The sequence below is a fragment of the Acinetobacter sp. CAU_H_S139_7 genome, from assembly GCF_058599305.1.
In genome coordinates, this window is sequence record NZ_CM178651.1 from 2,316,654 (window position 1) to 2,342,264 (window position 25,611).

The 25,611-nt window shown below is 40.9% G+C and carries 26 protein-coding genes, 1 other RNA gene and 1 pseudogene; 18 read left to right on the top strand and 10 right to left on the bottom strand.

Going from position 1 to position 25,611, the window contains the following annotated elements; all coding sequences use genetic code 11:
• Positions 1 to 24: 24 nt before the first annotated feature.
• The 10 genes from AC4MC0_RS11355 (at position 25) to AC4MC0_RS11400 (ending at position 10,159) form a co-directional block, all read left to right on the top strand.
• Positions 25 to 1,773: a bifunctional alpha/beta hydrolase/class I SAM-dependent methyltransferase gene (locus AC4MC0_RS11355; RefSeq protein WP_491887069.1), complete on the top strand. Its 1,749-nt coding sequence runs from the start codon at positions 25 to 27 to the stop codon at positions 1,771 to 1,773.
• Positions 1,774 to 1,850: 77 nt separating this feature from the next.
• A complete protein-coding gene (locus AC4MC0_RS11360) occupies positions 1,851 to 3,209 on the top strand; it encodes a phosphatase PAP2/dual specificity phosphatase family protein (RefSeq protein WP_491887070.1) in 1,359 nt (452 codons plus the stop codon).
• Positions 3,206 to 3,640: a hypothetical protein gene (locus AC4MC0_RS11365; protein WP_491887071.1), complete on the top strand. Its 435-nt coding sequence runs from the start codon at positions 3,206 to 3,208 to the stop codon at positions 3,638 to 3,640. Before AC4MC0_RS11360 ends, AC4MC0_RS11365 begins: the two co-directional genes overlap by 4 nt.
• 56 nt (positions 3,641 to 3,696) lie before the next feature.
• Positions 3,697 to 4,395 (top strand): lysophospholipid acyltransferase family protein, encoded by a 699-nt coding sequence (locus tag AC4MC0_RS11370; protein WP_114393010.1) that lies wholly within the window; start codon positions 3,697 to 3,699, stop codon positions 4,393 to 4,395.
• Positions 4,392 to 5,336, top strand: coding sequence for a phosphatidate cytidylyltransferase (locus AC4MC0_RS11375; RefSeq protein WP_125281168.1), 945 nt, complete (start codon positions 4,392 to 4,394; stop codon positions 5,334 to 5,336). Before AC4MC0_RS11370 ends, AC4MC0_RS11375 begins: the two co-directional genes overlap by 4 nt.
• Before the next feature lie 255 nt (positions 5,337 to 5,591).
• Positions 5,592 to 6,077 carry an NUDIX hydrolase gene (locus tag AC4MC0_RS11380; RefSeq protein ID WP_004694219.1) on the top strand — a complete coding sequence of 162 codons (486 nt, stop codon included), beginning with the start codon at positions 5,592 to 5,594 and terminating at the stop codon, positions 6,075 to 6,077.
• Between the two features lie 4 nt (positions 6,078 to 6,081).
• Positions 6,082 to 7,215 (top strand): tRNA 2-thiouridine(34) synthase MnmA, encoded by a 1,134-nt coding sequence (gene mnmA / locus AC4MC0_RS11385; protein WP_005399800.1) that lies wholly within the window; start codon positions 6,082 to 6,084, stop codon positions 7,213 to 7,215.
• A gap of 13 nt (positions 7,216 to 7,228) precedes the next feature.
• Positions 7,229 to 7,960, top strand: coding sequence for a high frequency lysogenization protein HflD (gene hflD, locus AC4MC0_RS11390; RefSeq protein ID WP_004980842.1), 732 nt, complete (start codon positions 7,229 to 7,231; stop codon positions 7,958 to 7,960).
• 57 nt (positions 7,961 to 8,017) lie between these two features.
• Entirely contained in the window at positions 8,018 to 9,406 is a 1,389-nt protein-coding gene (gene purB / locus AC4MC0_RS11395; protein WP_005399801.1) for an adenylosuccinate lyase, read from the top strand.
• 96 nt (positions 9,407 to 9,502) lie between these two features.
• Positions 9,503 to 10,159: a DUF2238 domain-containing protein gene (locus tag AC4MC0_RS11400; RefSeq protein WP_125281167.1), complete on the top strand. Its 657-nt coding sequence runs from the start codon at positions 9,503 to 9,505 to the stop codon at positions 10,157 to 10,159.
• 136 nt (positions 10,160 to 10,295) lie between these two features.
• Here AC4MC0_RS11400 and AC4MC0_RS11405 read toward each other — a convergent pair whose 3' ends face one another.
• From AC4MC0_RS11405 to AC4MC0_RS11435, 7 genes are all read right to left on the bottom strand, one after another.
• Positions 10,296 to 10,547: a hypothetical protein gene (locus AC4MC0_RS11405; protein ID WP_491887072.1), complete on the bottom strand. Its 252-nt coding sequence runs from the start codon at positions 10,545 to 10,547 to the stop codon at positions 10,296 to 10,298.
• A 175-nt stretch (positions 10,548 to 10,722) separates the two neighbouring features.
• Positions 10,723 to 11,967, bottom strand: coding sequence for an FAD-dependent monooxygenase (locus AC4MC0_RS11410; RefSeq protein ID WP_491887073.1), 1,245 nt, complete (start codon positions 11,965 to 11,967; stop codon positions 10,723 to 10,725).
• Entirely contained in the window at positions 11,964 to 13,172 is a 1,209-nt protein-coding gene (ubiH, locus tag AC4MC0_RS11415) for a 2-octaprenyl-6-methoxyphenyl hydroxylase (protein ID WP_491887074.1), read from the bottom strand. Before ubiH ends, AC4MC0_RS11410 begins: the two co-directional genes overlap by 4 nt.
• 376 nt (positions 13,173 to 13,548) lie before the next feature.
• Positions 13,549 to 13,938, bottom strand: coding sequence for a tautomerase family protein (locus AC4MC0_RS11420; RefSeq protein WP_126035910.1), 390 nt, complete (start codon positions 13,936 to 13,938; stop codon positions 13,549 to 13,551).
• Between the two features lie 88 nt (positions 13,939 to 14,026).
• A complete protein-coding gene (locus tag AC4MC0_RS11425; RefSeq protein ID WP_491887075.1) occupies positions 14,027 to 14,956 on the bottom strand; it encodes a phosphotransferase family protein in 930 nt (309 codons plus the stop codon).
• A 139-nt stretch (positions 14,957 to 15,095) separates the two neighbouring features.
• Positions 15,096 to 16,418 carry a Xaa-Pro aminopeptidase gene (pepP, locus tag AC4MC0_RS11430; protein WP_491887076.1) on the bottom strand — a complete coding sequence of 441 codons (1,323 nt, stop codon included), beginning with the start codon at positions 16,416 to 16,418 and terminating at the stop codon, positions 15,096 to 15,098.
• Between the two features lie 80 nt (positions 16,419 to 16,498).
• Complete coding sequence (locus AC4MC0_RS11435) at positions 16,499 to 17,131, bottom strand: UPF0149 family protein (protein WP_491887077.1); 633 nt, start codon at positions 17,129 to 17,131, stop codon at positions 16,499 to 16,501.
• 64 nt (positions 17,132 to 17,195) lie between these two features.
• On the opposite strand from AC4MC0_RS11435, the gene AC4MC0_RS11440 reads away from it, so the two are divergent.
• The 4 genes from AC4MC0_RS11440 (at position 17,196) to AC4MC0_RS11455 (ending at position 19,826) form a co-directional block, all read left to right on the top strand.
• A complete protein-coding gene (locus AC4MC0_RS11440) occupies positions 17,196 to 17,747 on the top strand; it encodes a hypothetical protein (protein ID WP_004980866.1) in 552 nt (183 codons plus the stop codon).
• A 2-nt stretch (positions 17,748 to 17,749) separates the two neighbouring features.
• Complete coding sequence (locus AC4MC0_RS11445; protein ID WP_004694243.1) at positions 17,750 to 18,034, top strand: cell division protein ZapA; 285 nt, start codon at positions 17,750 to 17,752, stop codon at positions 18,032 to 18,034.
• 99 nt (positions 18,035 to 18,133) lie between these two features.
• Positions 18,134 to 18,315, top strand: a non-coding RNA gene (ssrS, locus tag AC4MC0_RS11450) — 6S RNA.
• 140 nt (positions 18,316 to 18,455) lie between these two features.
• Positions 18,456 to 19,826, top strand: a complete 1,371-nt coding sequence (locus AC4MC0_RS11455) for a site-specific integrase (RefSeq protein WP_171490435.1) — start codon at positions 18,456 to 18,458, stop codon at positions 19,824 to 19,826.
• 175 nt (positions 19,827 to 20,001) lie between these two features.
• On the opposite strand, the pseudogene AC4MC0_RS11460 reads toward AC4MC0_RS11455, so the two are convergent.
• A pseudogene (locus AC4MC0_RS11460) lies at positions 20,002 to 20,969 on the bottom strand (IS3 family transposase); the annotation flags it as partial.
• A 46-nt stretch (positions 20,970 to 21,015) separates the two neighbouring features.
• Between AC4MC0_RS11460 and AC4MC0_RS11465 the strand changes: the two are divergent.
• The 4 genes from AC4MC0_RS11465 to AC4MC0_RS11480 all read left to right on the top strand — a co-directional run bounded on the left by AC4MC0_RS11465 (position 21,016) and on the right by AC4MC0_RS11480 (position 24,075).
• Positions 21,016 to 21,717 (top strand): IS1 family transposase, encoded by a 702-nt coding sequence (locus tag AC4MC0_RS11465; RefSeq protein ID WP_005005861.1) that lies wholly within the window; start codon positions 21,016 to 21,018, stop codon positions 21,715 to 21,717.
• Positions 21,718 to 21,848: 131 nt separating this feature from the next.
• Positions 21,849 to 22,247 carry a RidA family protein gene (locus AC4MC0_RS11470; protein WP_005028447.1) on the top strand — a complete coding sequence of 133 codons (399 nt, stop codon included), beginning with the start codon at positions 21,849 to 21,851 and terminating at the stop codon, positions 22,245 to 22,247.
• A gap of 85 nt (positions 22,248 to 22,332) precedes the next feature.
• A complete protein-coding gene (locus AC4MC0_RS11475) occupies positions 22,333 to 22,734 on the top strand; it encodes a RidA family protein (protein WP_005028450.1) in 402 nt (133 codons plus the stop codon).
• A 369-nt stretch (positions 22,735 to 23,103) separates the two neighbouring features.
• A complete protein-coding gene (locus tag AC4MC0_RS11480) occupies positions 23,104 to 24,075 on the top strand; it encodes a sensor domain-containing diguanylate cyclase (protein ID WP_005028453.1) in 972 nt (323 codons plus the stop codon).
• A 187-nt stretch (positions 24,076 to 24,262) separates the two neighbouring features.
• Here AC4MC0_RS11480 and AC4MC0_RS11485 read toward each other — a convergent pair whose 3' ends face one another.
• Both AC4MC0_RS11485 and msrB read right to left on the bottom strand, forming a co-directional pair.
• Positions 24,263 to 24,925, bottom strand: a complete 663-nt coding sequence (locus AC4MC0_RS11485) for a peptide-methionine (S)-S-oxide reductase MsrA (RefSeq protein WP_005028456.1) — start codon at positions 24,923 to 24,925, stop codon at positions 24,263 to 24,265.
• 228 nt (positions 24,926 to 25,153) lie between these two features.
• Positions 25,154 to 25,594, bottom strand: coding sequence for a peptide-methionine (R)-S-oxide reductase MsrB (msrB, locus tag AC4MC0_RS11490; protein ID WP_005006253.1), 441 nt, complete (start codon positions 25,592 to 25,594; stop codon positions 25,154 to 25,156).
• Positions 25,595 to 25,611 lie beyond the last annotated feature (17 nt).

Here is a 25,611-nt window from a genome sequence, read left to right on the forward strand (position 1 = left end):
TTTTATTATTCAGAGTAAAAATAGATGTATAACAATAGTCAACACACTTTTACCAGTCATGATGGGACCGCACTGTTTTACCAACACTGGGCAACGGCTACACCATCTACAACAAAAAAAGCCATTATTCTCTTTCACCGTGGCCATGAACACTCGGGGCGTATGGCGCATTTAGTTAACGAACTTAATCTACCAGATTTCGATTTCTTTGCATGGGATGCACGCGGCCATGGTCATTCGCCCGGTGAGCGTGGTGATGCGCCAAGCTTTTCTGCATGCGTCAAAGACATTCAAGCTTTCGTACAACATATTGAACAGCAATATGCCATTTCTGCGGAAAATATTGCCGTAGTCGCTCAAAGTGTTGGTGCTGTTTTAGCTGCAACTTGGGTGCATGATTATGCACCTAGAATTCGTGCGCTCTGCTTAGCCTCTCCTGCTTTTGATATTAAATTATATGTGCCCTTTGCTGAACCAAGCTTAAGGGTGATGGCAAAGTTGCGTGGCAATTTCTTTATACAAAGCTATGTCAAAGCCAATATGCTCACGCATGATAAACAACGCGCGCAGAGTTATGATACCGACCCTAGAATTGCCAAAGCAATTTCAGTCAGAATGTTATTGGGGCTATATGATGCTTCAAAACGTATTGTCGCGGATGCACAAAATATCTTTGTTCCAACACAAGTTTTATGTTCAGGCTCAGATTTTGTGGTCTTCCAAAAACCGCAGCAACAGTTTTATCAAAAACTACCGCATCCCAAAAAAGAATTTCATATATTAGATGGCTTCTTTCACGATACTTTGGGTGAAAAAGACCGTCATATAGCGACTGAAAAAATCCGTCGTTTTATTCAGCAATGTTTTGCTGTGGAATATCAAGCCCCTGATCTTTTAAATGCAGATAAAATTGGTTCAAGTTGTGCCATTGCAGAGGATCTTAGTGCGCCACTCCCAGCGAAATCCATGAAGAATGCATTTTGGGAGTTGACTAAAAAGAATTTGAAAATAGGAAGTCATTTATCTAAAGGCTTAAAAATTGGCGAAGATACAGGCTATGACTCAGGTAGCACTTTAGACTTCGTTTATCGCAATCAAACTGAAAGTAGCAACCCAATTGGTAAAATCATTGACCGACAATATCTCAATGCGATTGGTTGGCGTGGTATTCGTGTCCGTAAACAGAACATTGAACATCTGGTGCAGAAATACGCTGACATTCTCATCAAAAAGCGTAAACCACTCAGAATTATGGATATTGCTTCAGGACACGGTCGTTATATTTTAGATGCAGTTACACAACTTCCGAAACGCCCAGACTCGATTTTATTGCGCGATTATAGTGATATTAATGTCCAAGCTGGGCAACAAATGATTGCAGAACGAGGCTTAAGTGATGTCGCTGAATTTGTTCAAGCCGATGCATTTGATACACAATCCCTTGCATCTGTTAAACCGAAACCGACGTTGGCTGTGGTTTCTGGCTTATATGAATTGTTTAGTGATAATGACCTGCTGCGACAATCACTGGAAGGTTTAAGCAAAGCCATCCTCAAAGATGGTTATTTAATTTACACAGGTCAAATTTGGCATCCTCAGCAAGAATTTATTGCACGCGCCCTAACCTCACATCGTGAAGGTGATGCATGGGTCATGCGTTTACGTTCTCAGGCTGAAATGGATGCCCTTGTAGAAGCAGCAGGCTTTAAAAAAGTAGATCAATGTATTGATGAGTTTGGAATATTTACCGTGTCCGTTGCCCAAAAGCTTTAAAATCACAGGATGACATGATCAGTCTTTGGATCATGTCATCCATGTAAAACTTAAAAATAATAATCTGTGGACGTTTTATGCAAATACTGAAAAAAGAAACAGGCACTTGGAAATGGGGAATCCTGTGTTTGATTTTCCTTGCACCGTTTTTCTTTCTCACTTATGGATTTGCAAATCACTATGCATCGCAACTGCCCAATGTGCCGAGTATTGTCTATGACTGGGAAAAACACATTCCGCTTTGGTCATGGAGCATCGTGCCATATTGGTCCATTGATCTTTTTTACGGTCTATCTTTGCTGTTATGTTGGAATAAATTTGAGCTGAAACAGCATGCACTTCGGCTATTTAGCGCACAGCTGATTTCGATCAGTTGCTTTCTTCTTTTTCCACTCAAATTTAGTTTTGAACGACCACCTTTAGATGGCTTTTTTGGCCTATGGTTTGATGTTTTGATGGGTTTTGATAAACCTTTTAACCAAGCACCTTCTCTCCATATCGTTTTATTGGTCATCCTTTGGGACTTCTACCGCAGACACAGCTCAGGTCAGTGGAGATACTTTGTCGACCTTTGGTCATTTTTAATTGGCATATCGGTACTCACCACATGGCAACATCATTTTATCGATATTCCAACAGGTTTATTGGCAGGTGCATTGTGTCTATGGCTATTTCCAATTACGGCAAAATCACCCTTTAAAAAAGATGATCTGCAGACTTTAACGCCGAAGCATTTAAAGTTAGGCAGTTATTACCTATGCGGCGCATTACTTTTCCTAATCTTGGCCTATCTGTTCCAACCTTGGGGATTATGGTTACTTTATCCAGCAATCAGTCTATTTGGCGTTGCTTTAAGCTACTATTTAGTTCGCCCTCATTTCTTCCAAAAGCAAGCAGATGGAAGTTTGAGCATTGCCGCTACAATATTATTTGCCCCTTACCTAATCTTTGCGTGGTTGAACAGTCGAATCTGGACAAAGAAACATCCTGAAGACTCCCAAATTTTAAAAATTGAAAACACAACCATTTTTTTAGGGCGCATCCCAACACGTTCTACAATACAAAAATATCAGACCGTTTTTGATTGTGTTGCAGAGTTGCCAGTGAATTCAAAAAATTCATATTTTCAATACTCAAGTTTAGACTTAATTCCTTTACAGGCCGACCAACTTCAACGTGCGGTTGAAGTGTTCAACCAATTAATGGCAGCAGCTTCAAGCCAGAGCACACAACAGCATGTATTAATTTTCTGTGCGCTGGGTTATTCCAGAAGTAGCGCTATTCTCTGCGCTTGGCTTATGCAACAGCAGCATGCAACACAGGTAAATGAGGCCATTCAAATAGTTCAATCCGCTAGACCGTGGGTTAGACTGAACGACGTACAAATCAAAAATCTCAATACTTATCAGTTAAAACGCAAAGGATCGGCCTCATGAAAATGCGCTTTTATGTGGTGGCCAAACTTTTATCTGCAACGTATGGTTTGTTATTTTCAGGCTATGTCGCGTACGTCTTAACCGTTTTGGCTATACTACTTAAAAGCTGGCAATCTCTTGAGTTTTGGATATTAATTTTTTTATGTTTCGGCTTGATGGCAATGCAGCATTACCTAGCACTCAGGTTGAAATTTGATGCTAAACTCATTGAAGTGATTGCGCAACAATCTGATACAGTGGCCATCGAAGATTTAACGCAACAGTTTGATCAATCATTACTGCAATTTAAGCTCATACCAAAATCGAAAGTGGGTCGAGATTGGTCTTTGCGCTTTGCAGGCTGTTTCCGTTTGTTTAAACTGCAAATAACTATATTGTTTATACAATATATAGTTCTAATGATTCTAATTTATAAATTATTGGCACAATAAACCTCTTTCTACTGGCTAAAAGTCCATTGAAATTATTGATAAAATTGGTTTATGCAATGAATAAAACTCCGCTTCAAAACGAGAAAAAAACAGCTTTAGAGCAAACTCAAAGTCATTTTGCGACTCATTCTATTGCCCGTTTAATTGCATTTTTTACACGGCGTGGAGCGCGTCTGCTAACGGGTACACGTAGTTTATGGATCGGTTGTCAGCCTGTGCCCAAACAGCGTATTTATTACGCTAACCACAATAGCCATATCGACTTTATACTGCTGTGGTCATCTTTGCCGACAATCATGCGACGGAAAACCAAGCCTGTGGCTGCTTCTGATTATTGGCTGAAAGATGGCTTTCGCCAATTCCTTATTAAAGATACCTTCAATGGTATAACGATTCAGCGTAACCGAGATGATCATACTGATCCATTACAACCCGTTAAAGATGCGCTTGAACAAGGTTACTCGATTATCTTTTTCCCTGAAGGTACGCGCAATCTAAATGATGATATTGAATTACTACCCTTCAAAAGTGGCTTATATAATTTGCACAAACAGTTTCCAGACATTGAAATTGTTCCCGTTTGGATTTCAAATTTAAGACGGGTTATGCCCAAAGGCGCATTTATCCCTCTACCTTTGCTTTCTACCGTATGTTTTGGTTGCCCTTTAGAGCAACATTTAGACATGGATAAGGCCATCTTTATAGATTATGCGCAAAAACAATTATTAAAATTAAAAGAGGTTGAAAATCAATGATGTTAGACAACCTTAATAAAACCTATGCCCTATTTGCTATTTTTGCAGGCATTTTAGTTTTTGCTTCAACTGTTGGTTTTATTCTCAAACAAAAAGCAGGCTCTCAATCTTCACCAGTTATCGATAACTTAAATGCACGAATCAATGCATGGTGGGTCATGCTCATCGTGATTGCTGCTGCAATTTTACTCGGAAAAACCGCATTTATTGTATTATTTGGAATTATCTCTTTGTTTGCCCTACGTGAGTTCATTAGCTTACTGCCGACCAGACGGGGCGATTATTTTCCATTACTGATTGCATTCTATTTTGTTATTCCCTATCAATATTATTTGATTTATACCGACTGGTATGGCCTGTATTCAATCTTTATTCCGCTCTATGTATTTTTATTAATTCCTATTGCCAGCTTAAAACAAGAAGACACCACCCATTTTCTAGAACGTAGTTCAAAAATTCAATGGGGGCTCATGGTCAGCGTATTCTGTATTTCACATGTTCCAGCATTGTTGAATTTGAAACTCCCAGAGTTTAAAGGTGAACCAATTTGGCTAGCCATTTGGTTAATTATGGTGGTTCAAGTATCTGACGTGTTGCAGTATGTGTGTGGAAAATTATTTGGCAAACACAAAGTTGCACCCGTTTTATCCCCGTCAAAAACAGTCGAAGGCCTACTCGGTGGTATTTTCTTAGCCACAGCTTTAGGGACTGCAATGGCTTGGTTAACGCCGTTTAGCTATGTTCAAGCTGCTTGTATTGGATTAGTTGTTTGTATCTTTGGCTTTTTTGGCGGCCTCGTTATGTCTGCGATTAAACGTGATCGTGGGGTGAAAGATTGGGGGCAACTCATTCATGGCCATGGCGGAATGCTAGACCGCATTGATTCTATTTGCTTTTCTGCACCTATTTTCTTTCATATACTTAGATATTGGTGGAGTTAATTGGAAAATTGGGTTAGGCAAATATTTAAACGATAAATTTCCCCTAGTCCAACCCAGTTCCAGCACTCGCTTGGCTTGCATTCTGCCTCATAATATTTTGTCGATGCTGCCTAACGTCTATGTGGTATTACCTTACAAGCGTCCTTTTGTAATTTTCTTAACCGCTTCCCAACACGTCTCAAACCAAAGCAAATCTCCATAGCCACGCACTGCTAAATTTTGTAGAATAGCCCTTTTACCCCATGGTGCTTTTATATGACCGCTTGGACAGCTCACGTCACCGTCGCAACTGTTGTTGAAAAAGACGGAAAATTTCTATTTGTAGAAGAGCATACTGCGGGTGTGACACACACTGTATTTAACCAGCCTGCAGGCCATGTTGAATCAGGTGAAACACTCATCGAAGCTGCCATTCGTGAAACTATGGAAGAAACTGGACATGAAGTGTCTATAGATGCGTTATTGGGCATTTATACTTATACACCACCCATGTTTCCAGACCGCACGTATTATCGTTTCTGCTTTTTAGCGCAGTCACTTCATCACAGTTCAACCGCTGAACTCGATACAGGTATCGTGGGTGCAGTATGGATGACTTTGGATGAACTACTCGAAACGGCCCGTGCACGTAGTCCATTGGTGATTAAAGCGGTTCAAGACGCACTCGCGGGTCAAAAATATCCTTTATCGCTCGTTTATGAGCACCAAAATTCTCCCCTTATTTCAAGTTTGGATGCCTAGTCCTATGCAACAACGTGTCATCGTCGGTATGTCGGGTGGTGTAGATTCATCTGTTTCTGCTGCTCTTCTTCTTCAACAAGGTTATCAAGTTGAAGGTCTTTTCATGAAGAACTGGGAAGAAGATGACGGTACGGAATACTGCACAGCGATGGAAGACTTAGCCGATGCTCAAGCGGTCTGTGACAAACTAGGGATTAAGCTACACACCGCTAACTTTGCTATGGAATATTGGGATCGTGTATTTGAGCATTTCTTAGCGGAATATGCTGCAGGCCGTACTCCAAACCCAGATATTTTATGTAATAAAGAAATCAAATTTCGTGCGTTCTTAGATCATGCTATGCAACTGGGCGCAGACTTTATTGCGACTGGTCACTATGCACGTCGCGGCGAAACTATGACCAACTCTAAAGGTGAGGAATACGCACCTTTACTGCGTGGTTTAGATAAAAACAAAGACCAGACCTATTTCTTACATGCTGTGCATGGCCGTGAAATTAATAAGACGTTGTTCCCTGTCGGTGAAATTGAAAAGCCTGAAGTACGTAAGATTGCCGAACAATATGACTTAGTCACGGCGAAGAAAAAAGACTCAACGGGCATCTGTTTTATTGGTGAACGTCGTTTTAATGACTTCTTAAAACAATACTTACCTGCACAAGCTGGAAAAATCGTCTTAGATGATGGCAAAGAGGTTGGTGAACATCACGGCTTAATGTACTATACGCTCGGTCAACGCGGTGGTATTGGTATTGGTGGTTTGAAAGGTGTGGCTGAAGGCGCATGGTTCGTTCTACATAAAGATATTGAAAACAACCGTTTGGTGATTGGTCAAGGTCATGAACATCCACTGATGCAAAGTACTACACTTTGGAGTGAAACGATTGACTGGGTCGCAGGTGAAATGCAGATTCCTGAAACAGGTTTCCGTTGTACCTCTCGGACGCGCTATCGCCAAGATGACCAAGATTGTGTGATCTTTAATGATCCGACTACCCCAGGTGGCGTACGTGTTGAGTTCGATGAACCCCAACGTGCCGTGACTCCGGGTCAGAGTGTCGTATTCTACTCAGGTGAAGTTTGTTTAGGCGGTGGCGTGATTCATCATACCAATGCTCCTAAACCTGATTTTATTTAAAGGATTTTAAGACATGGCTGAGTTACCGTTTCAACAGCCTCAAACTTTGAACGAACGCCAAAACCGAGCTTTGGCGTTGGCGGCTGTTTTTCAGTCCGCGCAACTGACGCATATGACCGCCTTGAGCGGTCAACAAAGTATTGGGGAAAGCGGTAACTTCTATTTAGAGCAGTTGATTAAAGCCAGTTTAAATATCCGACCAAAGGGCAACCAAAGCGGACAAACTTTAGACTTCTTTCATCAGCTGGCGGACATCTCCTTAGGACTAAAAACCTTAGAAAGTAGCATTACCCAACCCTTTAATACCTCACCAAAAACTCGAATTCCCAAATTATCCACTGCTAAACTTCCCATGACTTATGCCATGGCACTCTTACAACTCGAAAAGAAAGTGTATAGCAACCCCAAATTCGTTGAAATTATTGAACAGTCCCAACAAAAAATCTTAAGACAGCTTTCTTTTTTCGATAATAACTATTTACACCCAAGCATCATTGCCAACCTCGCACAAACCTATGTCGACACTGCTGGGCAAATTAACCCACGCATTATGGTGCGAGGTAATGCAGAAGCATTTAAAGACTCATCGCATACCAACCGCATTCGAGCTTCCCTCTTCACTGGCTTACAAATGGCACATTTATGGCGTCAGCTCGGTGGAAGTTCATGGGGCATGGTGTTTAGCAAACGCAAGTTGCTTAAAGATATTCAAGATCTCGCTCGTTTACAGTATCAGGTGATTTAACACATGATCGACGGGCTTTTTAGTTTTACGTTTAATTCCAAAGTTTAAGGAATCGCTATGAACGCTTTAACCGCACTTTCTCCATTAGATGGACGCTACGCTAGCAAATGTGATGCGCTTCGTCCTTTCCTCTCTGAGTTTGGTTTAATCCATGCTCGTGTGACTGTTGAAGTGCGTTGGTTACAAGCGCTTGCAAACCGTCCAGAAATCACTGAAGTGCCTGCTTTCAGTGCTGCGACCAATGCTGCACTTGATGCAATTGTTGCTGACTTTTCTGAAAACGACGCCAACCGTATTAAAGACATCGAACGTACCACGAACCATGACGTTAAAGCCGTTGAGTACTTCCTGAAAGAAAAAATTGAAGGCATCGAAGAGCTTAAAAATGCGGGTGAATTCATTCACTTTGCATGTACGTCTGAAGACATCAACAACTTGTCTCATGCATTAATGCTGAAAAGTGGTCGTGATGTATTGGTTGCATCTATGCAGCAAATCATTGACTCAATCGTGGCATTGTCTGAAAAGCATGCTGACCAACCTATGTTGTCTCGTACACATGGTCAGACGGCAAGCCCAACCACTTTGGGTAAAGAAATGGCAAACGTAGCGTACCGTCTTGCGCGCCAAATTAAACAATTCAAACAAGTTGAGCTTTTAGGCAAAATTAACGGTGCAGTGGGTAACTATAATGCTCACCTTTCTGCTTACCCAGACATCAACTGGCCTGCACACTCACAAGCATTCGTTGAGTCTTTAGGTCTAAGCTTTAACCCGTACACCACTCAAATTGAGCCGCATGACTACATGGCGGAATTGTTTGATGCTTTACGTCGTTTCAATACGATTTTGATCGACTTTAACCGTGACGTTTGGGGTTATATCTCGCTTGGTTTCTTCAAGCAAAAACTCAAAGATGGTGAAGTGGGTTCTTCAACGATGCCACACAAAGTAAACCCTATTGACTTTGAAAACTCAGAAGGTAACTTAGGCTTAGCCAATGCAGTACTGGCACACCTTGGCGAAAAACTTCCAATTTCTCGATGGCAGCGTGACCTAACGGACTCAACTGTACTACGTAACATGGGTGTTGGTTTTGCACAAAGCTTGATTGCTTTTGAAGCTTGTTCAAAAGGCATTGGTAAACTTGAACTCAATGCTGCACGTATTGATGAAGACTTGAACAATGCGCAAGAAGTTCTAGCTGAACCAATTCAAACCGTCATGCGTCGTTACAACGTTGAAAAACCATACGAAAAACTAAAAGCATTAACTCGTGGTCAAGCCATGACACGTGACATGATGGTTGACTTCGTCAATGGTAATGAACTTGAAGCTGTCCCTGCTGCTGACCGCGCACGTTTAGCGGAAATGACACCTGCAACCTATACAGGTAACGCAGCTGAACAAGCAAAACAAGTTGCTGACTTAATTTCTAAAATCTAATTTTAGAAATTGAAAAAAAGCGAAGCTTCGGCTTCGCTTTTTTATCTATAATGCAAACAAGAATCTCCTATATGCATAATTGAAAAACCAATAAAAATGATGACAATCCTGAAAAGTACAACACCGAAAGCTCACATTGACTATCAACTGAAAAAGCCGCATTGGATTGCTCTCACTGTACTCGCTGTCGCCATTGCTTTCGCATCGATCCACCCCCTTGAAGTCAGCTCTTATATTTTGCATCAGGTCGGAACCGTATTCATGTTGGTGACGCTGATCATTTGTCTTTATAAAATGGGGCTCAGCTTAATCAGCTTTATGCTTTATATTGGTTTTTTGCTGATTCATATACTTGGTGCGCATTATCTATATTCTTATGTGCCCTATAATGAATGGTCTATGCAGTATTTAAATCTAGACCTCAACCAGAGTTTCGGTTGGACGCGGAATATGTATGATCGCTTTGTACATTTAGCGTACGGTTTGCTGCTCTACCCGTTTTTCTACCGTCTGTTTCAAGTGTGGCTGCCTCAACTTTCTAAACTCACCCTATTCTTGCTGGTCATTCAATTTGTGATGGCAAGTAGCCTCATTTACGAATGGATTGAATGGTTTATTGCGATGGGCTTATCGCCTGAAGATGCTGAAAACTACAATGGGCAACAAGGTGATATTTGGGACGCACACCAAGACATGCTTTTAGCCACAGTTGGCACAATCATCACAGGCATAGCCTGTCTATTGAAAAAGTAGTATTTTCTGTCTGCCATTCGTCTAGTACAACAAATCACGACTATTACAGGACTCATTTAAGCATAAGTAACTTGTACATCAGCTTTAAAAACACAATAAAGAAAACACCACGTCAGGCGTGGTGTTTTTAACTCTCTTAGTCTTTCGCAGACTCATCTGTTGGCACTTCAGTAATTCGGCCACCGCGAGCAAGGAATGCCGCAACTTCGTCTTCAAGTGCTTGGCGTTGTTTTAATTTTGCAGTCACCGTCAGTGTTTCAGCTTCGGCAACATCACCATCACTGGCAGCATTATCAGAAGAATCTGATGCGCCTTTTTCCGCTGCTTGAGCTTCTTCTTCGTCGACTGCTGAGTCTTCTACATCATCATAATCATTTGAATCAGTCATCTTAATCTCCCCACAAATGACATTTTAGGTTCCTATGAATTACTGGCTTCCAATTATGTTGAAATTTAACAAGCTCTCAGCCTTTCGCATAGTCTTATTCAACGGAAAATCGTATCTTTTTTAATCAAAATCGTAATCTTATTTTACGACTGGCTAAAAAATAACACTTCCTTTCTTAGACGGCATAACGCGTCTCTTTGAGTAACCCTAAACCATTGGCCTGTGCCATAAAAGCATCTTTTAATACAGGCAGTTTTTCAACCTGTTTCAAACCAAAGTTTCGTGCCAACACCACAGGAAAAAGTTGTGTGGTTTCCATCCAACCGATGGCAGACATGCTATGCATCATGGCATCATTTTGTCCTTTACGGCGGTGTTCATAACGCTTCAGTGTTTGCTCATGTGCCCACACGCCACGTGCTAGATCATGTAGCAATACATCACACAGTACAGCTGCATCAAGACAACCAATATTCACACCTTGCCCCGCCAACGGATGAATCACATGAGCCGCATCACCAATTAAAGCCAAGCCCGCTTTAACATATTGCTGTGCAGCACGTGCTTTGAGTGGGAAAGTGGCACGAGGTGTCGCTTCCAACACTTCGCCTAACATGTGATGACTTTCTCGCGTTAATAGCTGGGTAAATTCAGCATCTGAAAGTGCAGCATATTCTTCTGCATAATCATCGGGGAGCGTCCATACGATAGACTGCCAATGCCCTGCTTGCTCTGGTTTTAAACTCGCCATTGGTAAAAAGGCCAAAGGCCCCGTTTCTAAAAAAATCTGACGTGCAACGTGTTGATGAGGCTGTGCAGTGCGAATGGCACAGCTTAGACCTGCTTGTTTATAATCCAGCACATCGATATCGATAAACGCTTGTTCCCGTACAAAAGAGTTTGCACCATCTGCACCAATCACCAGTTTGGTTTTCAACACCGTAGCATCGGCCAAATGAATATACCACAGCCCAACACCTTCTTCGACACGGGCAACTTTAACTTGGGTACGGTAATCGTTGAGTACAGCAAGCATCTGCTGTTGAATCGCTAAATTAAGCAAACTTGGCTCAACCATAGAACCGAGGGCTTGTTCGCCATTTGGTTCCTGCTTGGACGCATGACCAAAGTTAATTTCACCATAGCCATTTTTATTCCACACCTGCATGCCACTATACGGCATCTGGCGGGCAATCTTGTCCCAAACATCAACGGTTTTAAGTAAGTGTATCGTCGCTTGACTGAGTGCCAAGACACGTGGGTTGGCAACACTTAAGGTTTTTTGCTCATCTAAAATAGGTGCAGCATCCAGTACGGTAGCTTGCACACCGCCTTGTGCCAAAAGCAAGGCGGTCAGCCCACCGACCAAACCACCACCAATGATCACGACATCTAAAACATCAGTTTGAACATGACTCATGCTTTTAGCCCCATGGCATAGTTGGCAACGAGTGGTTTAATGCCTGGAATCGTATCAAATGCGACCAGACCAGTATTCCGAATAAACTTTAAGATTGGATTGCTATTGCTAAAGCCTCGTACCACTGAATCACAGAACTTAATTACGCGTTGTTGATCGGTCAAACGTGAAGCCTCATAGGCTTGCAGCATTGCGGCATCGCCCAAGTCGGTATTTTGCGCAATTTGCTCCGTTAAATAACGTACCAAGACGTGCGCATCTCGCATACACAGGTTAAAACCTTGCCCCGCAACGGGGTGAATGGTATGCGCTGCATTACCCATTAAGACCACCCGTCCTACCGCCTGCTTTTCTGCTAACACTTGTGACAATGGAAAACTAAAACGCTTACCTGTTTTTTGGAACTTTCCTGCACGGTCGCCATAAGTGTCTTGCAAAGCATCTAAGAAATGTTGGTCATTTTCATCGCCCAACCATTCACCTTCAGTACCTTTTTTCACAGGCCAAACCACTGAACGACGGTATTCACCCGGAAGCGGCAATAGTGCCAATGGCCCTAAGCTACTAAAACGCTCAAAACCCACATGGTTGTGCGGTTTTGAGGTTTGTACCGTGGTCACAATAGCGACTTGGTCATAATCATGCTCCGAAGCACTTATTCCTAAGGCTTTACGGCAGAATGAATCACGTCCATCTGCAGCAATGACGATTTTCGCTTGGAGTGTTAACTGTTCTTCTCCACGACTCGCTGCTATGTAGGCCATATCGGCATCTTGGGTCAGTTGGGTGACTTGTACACCATCAATCAGCTCAATGAACGGTTGTTTTTGGACTTCCGTCAGTAGTACACGACCGAGCCATGCATTTTCGATGACCTGACCGAAACTTTCGACTTTTTCTTGTTCTGCTTTAAGGCGCGCCTTACCAAAGCTGCCTTGTTCGGTGATATTCACTTCTAAAATAGGCGTTGCATGTTCTTGTAAAGCGTTCCACAAACCCAGTTCTTGGTAAATTTGAACTGTACGACGTGACAAGGCGCTGTTTCGTGCATCAAAACTAGAATGGTATGGCGCAAGGTTTACATCATCATAATTTGGGTATTTGATCGCCTCTAAAAGCTTCACCGCAATGTTTTGTTTGGCTAACATCAACGCCAGACTCAGTCCGACCATACCACCACCGACTATGATGACTTCTTGTTGCATGCTTCTATCCTTTTTATGGCGTACCTAAAGTCAAAAACTTCAAATACCTATAAGTTTTAATGGATTTATATTACATCAAAGATTTTCTTTTTTATAATGAAATGGATGTTTTTACGTACTTTCACCGTAAAGTGTCATGTCATGATTTCTGAAAAGACAGTCTTTTTAATTTTCATCAAAACTTGTTCAGAACACTGTTTAAGCAAACTTATGAAAAATCTGGAGCTCTGATTAAATAGTAGGCGTGGAACGTGAAGAATCAATAAAAAGCCGTTCTAGGGTTCAGAGCACTAGAACAACTTTAATTAAAGTATTGATTAAGAAGGATAAATTTCAATAATTTCGTATAAGGTGTATTATGTTAATTTTAGAAAATTTAAACATTTACCTTATAATTCAACTGTAGTTCATCCGCACTTCTCCCTCTAATGCCCCAGTTTTCTTTAGGAGTTTCAAATATAGTTATCTCAACATCATTTGAATCAATACCGCATAGATTGTTTATATTTTCGAATAGAGACCTAATAAATGCTTTTTTAGTCTCTTTTGTTCGTCCATCGAACATAGAAATTTCAATAATTATATAAGATTTACTGCGATCTACTGGATATACAAAATCCTTAGATTCTAGTGCGATAAAACGTTGAAACCTTTTCTCTTCAGGGTATTTTAATTCTTTAACTAAAGCCTGATGGATAGCTTTACTTAAATTATCACGATGTAATTCTATTGTTTCATTTAAAGCATAAATTTTTATCTGAGACATTACTTTCTCTAAATTAAAACCCTAATTTTAGCTTAGTTTCTCCCCTATTTAACATAATGGCGCTTATACGAAACAAGAGTCTTAGAATCTAATCAAGCATCTCTAATTCTTTTAATGCAATTCTCAGCGTCCGAATTGCGGAAGCACGAAAAATAGGATTTGTCCCATCAGCGGAAGGATTTTGATCTGTCCAAGCGATTGCTGCAAGACATTGAATGCCAACATAGAATAGAAATTTCATTTTAGGCACAGTCTGCTTATACGTACATTCCCAACCCTCTAAAAAAGCATTTCGTAATTCTAAATCAGAGAAATCTATATCCACCCAAATAATTTTAGCTAAATCATAGACCGCATCTCCAATACGAGCAGCGTCGAAGTCTATAATACCCGAAATTCGATTTTCACTGTCTACAAGGATATTTCGACCTATATAGTCACAATGCAGTAAATGAAGCTGTGTCGGCTCACATATCGCTTTAGCGTATTTTCGTAACTCATTCAATTGGTCGCAAAACTCATGATAATCAGATGACAATCGATTTATACGTGACATCCATTTTGAGATCATTAATTCTAATTGTTGCTTCCACAATACCCAATGTGTTGATAAGCCATCACGATCTTGCCAGAACCTCATATTCAATATGCGCGTTTGTGGAAGCGCACGATGAAGTTCGCCCAAAGCTCGTCCTGCATTCCCAAGCAAAGAGATTTTCTGTACCCGCGTACAATTTTTTAATACTTGATCGACTTGCCTACCTTCTATGGCACTCATGACAAGGATAGAAGAACCTTCCCATTCAAACTTATTTAATACCTTTGGTGTTAGTGGAAATTCTTTGAGAGCTTCTAAGATTTCACAGTAACGATCATTAGCCGTTTGAATATTTGCTATTTTGATAAAGACTTCTCCTTGAGAGGATTGCCCTTGATACACGGAAGATCCATTTCTCTGTGTAACCAAATTTAACGTCTTTGCCTGAATCCTATGCTTTAAATCATATAAATCTTTCATACTGCCGAATGTCTGTTGTTAGTAAAATGATGATTAAATTTTCTTTGATTTATAAATATTCTACTTATCTATTTAACATAAACACCTTATAAAAAATAAAAGCCGATCACATGATCGGCTTTTATACAGTAAATGATATTTATCGCGCCATTAACGCTTCAATCTCTTCTACCGACTTCACCACTTTCGCAGTCAAATTCAGTGGACCGTTTTTAGTTGCCACAATGTCATCTTCAATACGAATACCAATACCACGCCATTTCACATCGACCGTTTCATCATCAGGTGCAATGTACAAGCCCGGTTCAACCGTCACTACCATACCTTCTTCATAAGCACGCCACACACCTTCTTGCTTATATGAACCGACATCGTGCACATCCATACCGAGCCAGTGTCCTGTACCATGCATATAAAACTGACGGAAACTTTCCTTTTGGATAATTTCTTCAATATCACCTTGCATAATACCCAGATCAAGTAGACCTTGGACTAAAATACGCACAGCAACATTATGCGGTTCTTTATACGAGTTGCCTACACGCACTGCGTCAATTGCAGCAAGTTGTGCATCAAGCACTACATTATAAAGAGCTTTTTGCTCAGGACTGAACTTTCCGTTGACGGGAAAAGTACGGGTGATGTCTGAAGCATAATATTCATATTCACACGCTGCATCGATCAGCACCAAATCGCCATCTTTCAGCTCTTTGTTATTCTCTACATAGTGCAAAATGCAGGCATTTTCACCACCACCGACAATACTGTTATACGACGGCACGCAGCCATTCTGACCAAATACATAATTCAGCTCAGCTTCTAGAGCATATTCCATCATACCCGGCTTAACGGCTTGCATGGCACGAGTATGCGCTTGTGCGGAAATATCTGTAGCTGTTTGCATCAATGCAATTTCTTGTTCTGACTTAAACAAACGCATTTCATCTAAAATACGGTCTAGCTGTATCAATTGTGCAGGTGCAGCAGTCCCACGACGTGACTCACCATTGGCAGTCGTGATCCATTTTGCTACACGCGCATCAAATTCAGGCTGTTGCCCAATACGATAGAATAATTTTTCTTTGCTTAAGAGTTTTTCAATGATTTCTTCATCTAACAAATCTATCGCATACGCTTCGTCAGCTTCATAGTCTTCTACCGCCCCATCCACACCTGTGCGGTAACCATTCCAGATTTCCATCTCGCGGTCACGTTCACGGCAGAACAAACTGTAGCTATAACCATCTTCATCGTCTTCGGCAAAGGTTTCGATGACCGCCACGGCTTCGGGCTCAGCAAAACCGGTCAGATAAAAAAAGCTGCTATCAGTACGGTATTTATAGTCTGCATCACGATTACGCATCGCCACCGGGCTAGTTGCAATAATGGCAATACTGTTCGGACCCATTTGTGCAGCCAAACGGTCACGGCGTTCCTGAAAATCCACTTGCGTTAGTTTCATGTTTGATCTGTCTTTTTTATACCAAAGAATAAAAGTGCCACGCGCACCTTATATTGTACGCGCAGCAAGTCTTATGCCAATTAGCTTGGGCGATGCGGTGTAAACATTTCTACAACATTGTTCGCTTCTGTTACAGAATGATTTGCTTGTTGCTTGTTATGAAAGTGTTTAAGTAAAGAACTGTCCTCAACCGCAATCTTTTTACGGCCTACAGATAAGCTCACAGGAATTAAACGTACAAACTCGTATAACTCTTGATAGCTCTCCTCACCCTCTTCATCATCATCGGTTTCTTCAAACTCAACTGCCGCCACATCTTGTAAATGTTCGATCAGTTCCATTTCATCTGGGCGAATATGACCCGACGCCAAACCAAAGCCCAGCACTACGCCTGCGCACCAATCCGCCAAAGCTTGTACACGATCTGCTAGCGTATGAGTATCATCGGGAAGTAACGGTAAATAGTCCAATTCATCGTCAGAAAGTGCATGTGCGACATCTTCTGCTTCATCGGCTAACAAAGCCAAAGCTTCTTCGCTTAACTCAGAAATTTCCAAAGTCGTGAGGATGTGTTGCCACTCTTCACGGCTCGGTGCCTGAGTTACACAAATGATACCCGTGAGTAAACCATGTAACTCACTTGGGCTAGAAATCTCTTCAATTTTAGAAAAATTTGGCTGCCATTCTGACCAACCTGAAATATCGTCTTGCATTCGTTTATCCAATCTCTATACTTCTTATATATTACCTTTGTTTGCAGCACTGTGCGACCACGATATGTTAGAAGAATTACAGCGTCTACAGGCGCATATTGGCGTTTTAAAAACGCGACTTGCTCATTTTGAAAGTGAAAATAGCACTTTAAATGCAGCTAAACTGGATGCTGAAGAACAGCACCGTTCTCAAGTTGTGCAAAAAAATGGCTTAATTACCCAGAAGCAAGAACAAATTGACGATTTAACTGAACAATTAAGCAGCGCTCAGACCCAATATCAACACTTGAACACTGATGCGACCGCTTTGGCCGATCGTTATAGTCGTTTGGAAAAAAGTTGTACGGATTTAAAAAATCGCTTTCAGGAAATCTTGGCTGAACGTAATGAATTACGTGCAATTAAAGAAAAAATGAACAATGATCAGCGTCAAGCTCAGCAAGAAATCCAAGCACTTCAGCAAGAACGTGAAAGATTGTTACAAAAAAATGAGCATGCCAAAGCTAAAGTCGAAGCCATCATCCAACGTTTGGCTATTTTAGGCACAGAGCAAGATCATCACGCGCAAGAAATTCAACAACTTGCCCACCCTACTGAAGCTGGCGAGGAAGTTTAATCATGAGCGAACCAATTACCGTTGAATTACGTGTTTTAGGTCATAGCTTTCGTTTAGTCACAACGGAAAAAGAAAAAGCCGATCTTGAACGTGCAGCTCTGCTTTTAAATGATAAATATGATGAGTTTCGCCGTAAAGCACCGCGGGTAGAGCCCAGTAAAATTATAATCATGGTGGCGCTTGAGTTAATGCAAGAAGTGTTGTCGATGAATAAAACACTGCAAGAGTATGCACATGCAGAACGATTACTGGCAAATATTATCGATGACGTTGCGGAACTTGTTTAAACTCGACTTAATTGAATAAAGTATCAACACTTACTCCAGTTGTTTACAGTTCGTAGCGGTGTATGAGTTGCCATCAGCGTGAGATTCGTTATACTTAAGGCAACTCTGAGGTGTTCGCCAGCGGGTCTATTCCCCTGCCGATACTTAAACTTATGGATGTGTTCTGTATATTTAGAGTGTATGCCCACTTTCATGTGGGAAACCCAGCAAGTATACGTCGCGTCCACCTTGAACTCATCGGGTTCAGGGTAACGACATGCAGCGGCATCTTCGGAGTGTTTCTAAATGATTGTTTTATAACAGTCATGAACAAAATTCTTCAAATCCCCACCAAATGAATTTTCATTTTTTAGACCTTTGTATACTCCATGTATACCCAAGTTCTATTCACTTATTCAGCGACTGCTGATAGGAAATGAAAATGTCCAATAAAAAAACACACATTACCCTTTCATTTGTTAAAGGTCTCATTAAACAGCTAAGTGATCCTTATGCAGATGAAGCCCTTAAGGATTTCAAACAATACTGTTTTGATATTCCCAGTGGGAAACAACTTTTTTTTCGTGATCTTAAATTGATTGGATTTGCTATCAGAGCGACTCGCCATTCTCTTGTATATACTGTTGAAAAGAAAATGCCAAATGGTGTTCCCTGCCGTGTCACTATCGGAGATCATGGCATTTTTACACCAGAAACTGCTAGACAGAAAGCAACCGAATATCTCCTTGAAATGTCTCAGGGAATAAACCCAAATGATAAAAAAGAACAACTACGCCAAAAAGCCTCCCAAGGACGATTAAATTATCAGCAAATCCCAACTTTGATAGATGCTTATAAACACTATATAGAAGCTAGAACAGAACTAAAGCCCAATACAGTTGCTGTGTATGACAGAGATATGAGCTTGTACTTAAAAGATTGGCATCATTTAAAACTTACAGATGTAACGATGCAAATGGTCATAGATAAGCATGCTGAAATTTCAAAAACTAATAAATCTCATGCAAATATCACGCTTAAACTATTTTCAGCTGTTTATAATTACCACCGAAAAAGATTGATCTTTAACGATCAACCAATTATTAAGGAGTTTAGCCCTGTTACTATTCTCTATCGAAATGATCTATTTAATAAGCTAAAACCAAGAAAAAATTATATTAACAGTGAACAACAAACTGACTGGATAAAAGCGATTGTTGACAGCAAATGGCGTGGTCAAATATATGCTAATGAGTATGGTTATTTGAACCAAGATTTTCTTTTGACTTTCGTACTCACTGGATTAAGACGTAGCGAAATTGAGCAACTCGTTTGGGCTAATGTTGACTTAAAATTTGGAACTTTAAAAATTATTAATCCTAAAAATGGTAATGATTTACTTTTACCTTTAGGAAATATATTACTTCATATATTCAACCAGCGAAAAAAGTATTCCAATGGCTGTAAATATGTTTTTCCAGCATCAAATAATCAAACTCATGTAAAAGATCGGAGACATGTTCGCAATAAGATTTCTGAAACTACAGGAATTCCCTTCACATTTCATGATTTGAGACGTACTTTTACTTCTATTGCCAATCGTTGTGGAATTGGAATATATACTGTTAAAGCTTTAATTAATCACTCCTATCAAGATGATTCAGATATAACCGCTGACTATACTCAAATAGATGCTAGAGATTTGAGAGATGCTATGAATAAAATTGAAAATCATATTCTTTCTGAAGAAGTTAAAAGTATAATTTTGACTCGAGAGTATATGGTTAAAAAACCAAATAGAATGCGTATATAGCCAACTGAAATAATAAAAGTTGTGAATAAATTTATAAATGGCAGGAGTTGAACATATCAAAGTTCAACTTCATCAAACCCTATATAACACAAGCATATAAATTTCCCTATTTTTAGTTATTTCTCTTTGGTAGTGATATACGCTGAATTATCAGGAGACTTTCCCTTGGGAGATTCTAGGCAGCCAACTTATAAAAGTCTTCGGCCATTTGATTTGGTGTCTTAAAACCCAAACCCTTTTGAATTCTTCGATGATTATAAAATAATTCAATGTATTTTATAATATCTGCTTTGGCTTCTTCTCTGGTTTGATAGTTGTAATGATGCACTAACTCATTTTTCAGTATTCCCCAAAAGCTTTCAATCGGTGCATTATCGTAACAGTCTCCGCGCTTGCTCATTGAACCTTGAAAACCATATTGCTCAAGTATATTTCGATATTCATGGCTGCAATATTGACTTCCTCTGTCTGAATGCACAATCAGTTCTTTGGTTGGTTTTTGATTGTGAATAGCCATATTTAGCGCATTACAAACAAGCTGTGCTGTCATGCGCTCATTTAAGCTATAGCCAACCACTTGCTTCGTGTAAAGGTCTTTTACCGCTGCTAAGTACAGCCATCCTTCAACAGTCCATATGTACGTAATATCACTTGACCATGCTTGATTTGGTCTAGTCATTGAGAATTGTTGCTCCAGCAGGTTTTCATAGATCGCTCGATTATGGTCACTATTCGTAGTCCTTTTAAAACGCTTGTGTCGCTTACAATACAGGTGGTTCAGCGCTTTTATCTGACGTACAGCGTACATACTCATTTTTATGCCCTGAGCTTGTAAGTATTTGGTTAATCGAATATAACCATAGCTCTGCCTTGTCTCCTCATGGGCTATTTTCACCAATATCGTCTGTTGATTTCGTTGAATCGTTCTTTTGCTCACGCCTCTCTTGAGCCAATCATAAAAACATGAAACTGAAACATGAAGTAATCGAGCCATTAAGGTAATTGGAAAAGAATATCTTTTTTGTTTCATATAGGCGTACCTTACTGACTTTCTTTGGCAAAGTACGCTGCTGCCTTTTTTAAAAATTCACGTTCCATTTCAGCTATTTTGAGCTGTTGTTTGAGTTTTTGGTGGTGTATCAAAAAGTATGCTAAAAAAAAGCAGGTTGAATTTTGATAAAATAGAGAAATGCAAATAACTCTAGAAATCAAATGTCCAACCTGCCTCAGTGACAGTATAAAGAAAAATGGCATCAAAGTAGATGGGAAACAAAACTACCAATGCAAAGACTGCAAACGTCAGTTTATTGGTGACCATGCTCTGAGCTATCTAGGATGTAATTCTGGCATTACTCGTAAAATATTACAGTTAATGGTCAGAGGCAGCGGTATACGAGATATCGCTGAAGTTGAGCGCATTAGTATCGGTAAAGTCTTACGGACTTTAACTGAATCGGCCTATCAAATTCAGCCTAAACAAAGTCATTATGAATCTCTCGAAGTAGATGAATTCTGGACTTTTGTTGGAAATAAAAATAATAAACAATGGCTTATTTACGCCTACCATCGAGAAACAGGTGAGATTGTTGCTTATGTTTGGGGTAAGAGAGATTTAGCTACAGTCCAAAGGTTGAAGACAAAGCTTAAACAATTAGGTATTCACTACACCCGAATTGCAAGTGATCATTGGGACAGTTTCATCACTGCTTTTAAAAACTGCAAGCAAAGTATTGGTAAGTTGTTTACTGTAGGAATTGAAGGTAATAATTGCAAAATAAGGCATCGAATAAGGCGTGGTTTTAGAAGAAGTTGCAATTTCTCCAAAAAGCTTGAAAACCATTTTAAAGCCTTCGACTTAACCTTCTTTTACATCAATAATGGCTTCATTTAATGTCAGCATACTTTTTAAAACACCACCAATTATTTGCATGCGCTGCGTATAGCAAAATCCACAGTAGCTTGTGAAGTTGTTAACTTCACAAGCTACTGTCATCGCAAATATTAATGTAGAGAGGTTTTAACATGACGCAATCTGAAGTAATTAGCCCAGCCGGCAGAAATGACCTTTATGAACGACACGGTTACTCAGCTGCAATAAAGTCAGGTGATTTGTTGTTTGTATCCGGCCAAGTAGGAAGTTTGCCTGATGGTAAACCTGAACCTGATTTTACTCGTCAGGTTGAACTGGCATTTGAGAACCTACAAGCCACATTAAGTGCCGCAGGATGCACACTCAGTGATCTTGTTGATGTGACATCATTTCACACCGACCCTGAAAAGCAGTTTGAGACGGTATTGGCGATAAAGCAAAAGATGTTTCCTTCGGCTCCATATCCAAATTGGACCGCAGTTGGAGTTACATGGCTGTCTGGCTTTGATTTCGAAATCAAGGTCATTGCTCGTATACCAGCAAAAAACTGAACTTTTTGTTCCAGAAAAAGCTTACAAAAGATGCTTCACACTTTGATAAGAAAATAATTGAAAAATTACCATTCGGAGAAATACCATGGAAAAACCGTTACTTTTCATCACCCCTGGCTACGGAGAAACTTTGCTGAACGCATTGCATTATTCTCAGGCACTAAAAATTGGCAATTGTGTCGAAACATCTGGTCAGGGTGGCTGGAATGATGATTTAAAGATACCAAACTCTCTTGAGGAAGAGATCGCCCAGGCATTTATTAACGTGGAGCGCACTCTTGCGACTGCAGGCGCCAGCTGGGAACAGGTTGTTCATGTTAACTCCTATCATGTTGGCGGTTTCCCCCCAATAGTGAACAAGACAATGACCAGCCTGTATCGCCATTATATGCCTCACCGGGCTCCAATATGGACACAGTTGGGAGTTGAGTCTTTAGGGCTGCCGGAGATGCGTATCGAAATACGGGTCACAGCCATCATTCCATAAGGTGACTATAAAGCTACTTTATCGGTTGACCGTTTAGTGATCAGCAGCATTAGCTTTAGATAGCCAGGTTGATAAAGCTTAGTCAACAATAACATTCAAAGCCTCCGGACCGAAACCTGCCATGGAGTCATAGAACAAACGAAGGAGGCCAAAGCAATTCAATTAACAGTATCAGCAAGGACAGGAAAAGCCAAAAGCTTATAAACACAGCTAAAACTCAAATCAAGCAGGTAACTATTGTACAAAACAACACCAATGCTACAGGGATAACTTCAAGTCTGACAGATCTATGCTAGAGTTAAATCAACGGCTTAATTCATTTTTCCATGCAGGATCTTTGAAAAATGCAGCAGAAAAACGGAGAAGCATATGACCATTAGTTTAGCTCCAACAGCTATTGCAGAAACCACACTAAAAGATCCTGCTGAAGCAGATCAGAACCTGCGGGATATCACTGAACTGGCGCGTTATATCTGCGATGTGCCGGTGGCTATAGTGACGCGAATCGATGACACAAAGCTGAATTTAATTGCCAAAGTTGGTATTTCAGGTACCTCTGTATTAATTAAAGAGTCCTTTTGCGTGTATGCCATGGAAACACCTGATGCGGTAATGGTGGTCCCTGACGCGACTTTAGATCCCAGATTCAGTACTAATGCGATGGTGGTTACTGAGCCTGGCTTCCGATTTTATGCTGGCTCGCCGCTGATTGATCCCGAAGGTGTAGTGATAGGTACAATTTGTGTCTATGATCATGTGCCTAAGCAGCTGAATCAGCGGCAGATAAGCTCTTTACAGGCTCTGTCCAGGCAAGTGATCGCCATACTTGAACTGAAAAAAGTCGGCGAACAACTACACAAAACCAGCATGACAGATGCATTGACAGGGGTAAACAACAGACGAGCATTTGACCTCAGGTTTGAAGCTGAATTTGCTCGCAGGCAAAGAACAGGCCAGTCATTTGTGTTGGCGCTGATTGATATTGATCACTTTAAAAGTTTTAACGACAGCTATGGACATGCCGAAGGTGATCAGGCACTGAGCCTGGTAGCAGGTCTGTTTCAGCGCAACAGCAGGAACTATGACTTTTTCGCCCGTTATGGTGGTGAAGAGTTTGTGCTGATCTTGCCAGGCACAGACATCGTGTCGGCCAATAAAACACTGGAAAAATTAAGGCTGGTAGTGGCTAACCATGAATGGCCATTACGACAATTAACGGTCAGCATCGGTTTGGCCAGCGCTGATTTATTTAACGACAAAAAGCAGTTGCTCGAAGCCGCCGATCAGATGTTATACAAAGCTAAAGCCCAAGGCCGCAATCAAACCAGTGTGTTCTGTTAATTTGAGGGGGATCACCTAACAACTGGTAGATAAGCTGGTCTCATATGGGCAATAATTAGTCCGTTTAAATACATCGGTAAAATGCCACTTGCACAGCTTCTTTGTACACTGTGGGACTCTATTTAAAGTTGGCCGGCACATTGATTGCGTAGCGAAAATAGAGTGCTTTAGCCAGCACAATTTCAGATTAGCCGATTCGGTAAGCTTTCTGCATTTGCGGAGACAACTTTTTTAACCAGTTTGAAAGACTGAAGCCTTTTCTGTCGGTACTATTCAATTTAGTAAAATACAGATGTTCATCCCAGCGAGGACCGAAATCTACTTCAGCAAGACTTACAAGCTGTTTGTTTCTGCGAAGACGATGCTTTTGATGGTAATCTTCGGCTGGCCAAAAATAACCATTTTGTTGTCCGGCTTCAATCACCTCGGGAGACTTATCCTTTCCAATCGCTTGGATCAGTTCTTCAGTGACTTGTTTTTGCTCCTGATCAAAGACAAAAAGTATCTGGCGATACTGACCCTGCTTTCTGACATGAACAAACCATGACTCAAAACCTCCAAGAAGTTCTCTATAGCTAATTTGGTCTTTATCGTAGATCACTCTGACGACTTCGGCGTGTCCCTTGATGTTGCGGTAACTCGGATCCAGAGTTGATGCTCCAGCGTAGCCAACACGTGTTTGCACTACTCCCGGCGTCCCTCCAAAATTTGAATCCGGTCCCCAAAAGCAGCCCGTGCCAAAAACCGTTTGACTAAGTTTTCCGGTTTTCAATGCTTCTTCGATAGCTTCAGGGGTCGCAAATTCATAGCTTTCAACATCGTCTTCTTTATTCATTTTTAGATCCGACATATTTTTCACCTAACTTTTTAAGAATTGTAGCCACTCCCATTCGCAGATCAGCAGCAGCCGACGGTCGTCTTCATGAACATCCAAAAAACAAACTGGATCCCTTTTTCTGTCAAGTACGAATGGTAAATCTTGGTTTTATGGCAGTCTTTATGACCGAACAGCTTGATCAACACACAACGGCTTCTTTTTCCAAAAGGTTCACTTTCATAAAACTCCTCAATTTAAAAATTATTCTACAAACTTCAATGACTCAGAGTTAATGCAGAATCGGACCCCTGATGGCTCAGGGCCATCTGGAAAAACGTGCCCCAGATGGGCTTCGCACACATTGCATAACACTTCGATTCTGCGCCCGTACGTCGTATCCAGTTCATATTGAATTACGTTGTCGGCGACAGGCTCAGAAAAACTCGGCCATCCCGTTCCCGAATCGAACTTTAGGTTCGAGTCAAAGAGTTCGGTGTCGCAGCCAACACAGGCGTATCTACCTGCTTCATAAAATGAACAGAGTCCTCCCGTGTGCGGGCGTTCGGTGCCTTTCATTCGCATAACCCGAAATTGCGCGGGCGTCAGAATTTCTTTCCACTCTTCCTCGCTCCTTTCAACTTTTCTGGGAGGTGCTGGAGTGCCGTTATCGAGGTAGCTGTAAATGCTTTTCCAATTGAACATATATTTGATCCTTTATT

Bases quoted from the DNA above. Each gene is read 5' to 3' on its own strand.
- AC4MC0_RS11405 (WP_491887072.1), bottom strand. From the start codon at position 10,547: ATGACTGATTCAAATGATTATGATGATGTAGAAGACTCAGCAGTCGAC.
- AC4MC0_RS11455 (WP_171490435.1), top strand. From the start codon at position 18,456: ATGTCCAATAAAAAAACACACATTACCCTTTCATTTGTTAAAGGTCTC.
- purB (WP_005399801.1), top strand. From the start codon at position 8,018: ATGAACGCTTTAACCGCACTTTCTCCATTAGATGGACGCTACGCTAGC.
- AC4MC0_RS11480 (WP_005028453.1), top strand. From the start codon at position 23,104: ATGACCATTAGTTTAGCTCCAACAGCTATTGCAGAAACCACACTAAAA.
- AC4MC0_RS11440 (WP_004980866.1), top strand. From the start codon at position 17,196: ATGTTAGAAGAATTACAGCGTCTACAGGCGCATATTGGCGTTTTAAAA.
- AC4MC0_RS11445 (WP_004694243.1), top strand. From the start codon at position 17,750: ATGAGCGAACCAATTACCGTTGAATTACGTGTTTTAGGTCATAGCTTT.
- AC4MC0_RS11420 (WP_126035910.1), bottom strand. From the start codon at position 13,938: ATGTCTCAGATAAAAATTTATGCTTTAAATGAAACAATAGAATTACAT.
- AC4MC0_RS11380 (WP_004694219.1), top strand. From the start codon at position 5,592: ATGACCGCTTGGACAGCTCACGTCACCGTCGCAACTGTTGTTGAAAAA.
- mnmA (WP_005399800.1), top strand. From the start codon at position 6,082: ATGCAACAACGTGTCATCGTCGGTATGTCGGGTGGTGTAGATTCATCT.
- AC4MC0_RS11365 (WP_491887071.1), top strand. From the start codon at position 3,206: ATGAAAATGCGCTTTTATGTGGTGGCCAAACTTTTATCTGCAACGTAT.
- ubiH (WP_491887074.1), bottom strand. From the start codon at position 13,172: ATGCAACAAGAAGTCATCATAGTCGGTGGTGGTATGGTCGGACTGAGT.
- AC4MC0_RS11465 (WP_005005861.1), top strand. From the start codon at position 21,016: ATGCAAATAACTCTAGAAATCAAATGTCCAACCTGCCTCAGTGACAGT.
- AC4MC0_RS11375 (WP_125281168.1), top strand. From the start codon at position 4,392: ATGATGTTAGACAACCTTAATAAAACCTATGCCCTATTTGCTATTTTT.
- AC4MC0_RS11370 (WP_114393010.1), top strand. From the start codon at position 3,697: ATGAATAAAACTCCGCTTCAAAACGAGAAAAAAACAGCTTTAGAGCAA.
- msrB (WP_005006253.1), bottom strand. From the start codon at position 25,594: ATGTTCAATTGGAAAAGCATTTACAGCTACCTCGATAACGGCACTCCA.
- AC4MC0_RS11470 (WP_005028447.1), top strand. From the start codon at position 21,849: ATGACGCAATCTGAAGTAATTAGCCCAGCCGGCAGAAATGACCTTTAT.
- AC4MC0_RS11355 (WP_491887069.1), top strand. From the start codon at position 25: ATGTATAACAATAGTCAACACACTTTTACCAGTCATGATGGGACCGCA.
- AC4MC0_RS11360 (WP_491887070.1), top strand. From the start codon at position 1,851: ATGCAAATACTGAAAAAAGAAACAGGCACTTGGAAATGGGGAATCCTG.
- AC4MC0_RS11400 (WP_125281167.1), top strand. From the start codon at position 9,503: ATGATGACAATCCTGAAAAGTACAACACCGAAAGCTCACATTGACTAT.
- AC4MC0_RS11410 (WP_491887073.1), bottom strand. From the start codon at position 11,967: ATGAGTCATGTTCAAACTGATGTTTTAGATGTCGTGATCATTGGTGGT.
- AC4MC0_RS11425 (WP_491887075.1), bottom strand. From the start codon at position 14,956: ATGAAAGATTTATATGATTTAAAGCATAGGATTCAGGCAAAGACGTTA.
- pepP (WP_491887076.1), bottom strand. From the start codon at position 16,418: ATGAAACTAACGCAAGTGGATTTTCAGGAACGCCGTGACCGTTTGGCT.
- AC4MC0_RS11435 (WP_491887077.1), bottom strand. From the start codon at position 17,131: ATGCAAGACGATATTTCAGGTTGGTCAGAATGGCAGCCAAATTTTTCT.
- AC4MC0_RS11485 (WP_005028456.1), bottom strand. From the start codon at position 24,925: ATGTCGGATCTAAAAATGAATAAAGAAGACGATGTTGAAAGCTATGAA.
- AC4MC0_RS11475 (WP_005028450.1), top strand. From the start codon at position 22,333: ATGGAAAAACCGTTACTTTTCATCACCCCTGGCTACGGAGAAACTTTG.
- hflD (WP_004980842.1), top strand. From the start codon at position 7,229: ATGGCTGAGTTACCGTTTCAACAGCCTCAAACTTTGAACGAACGCCAA.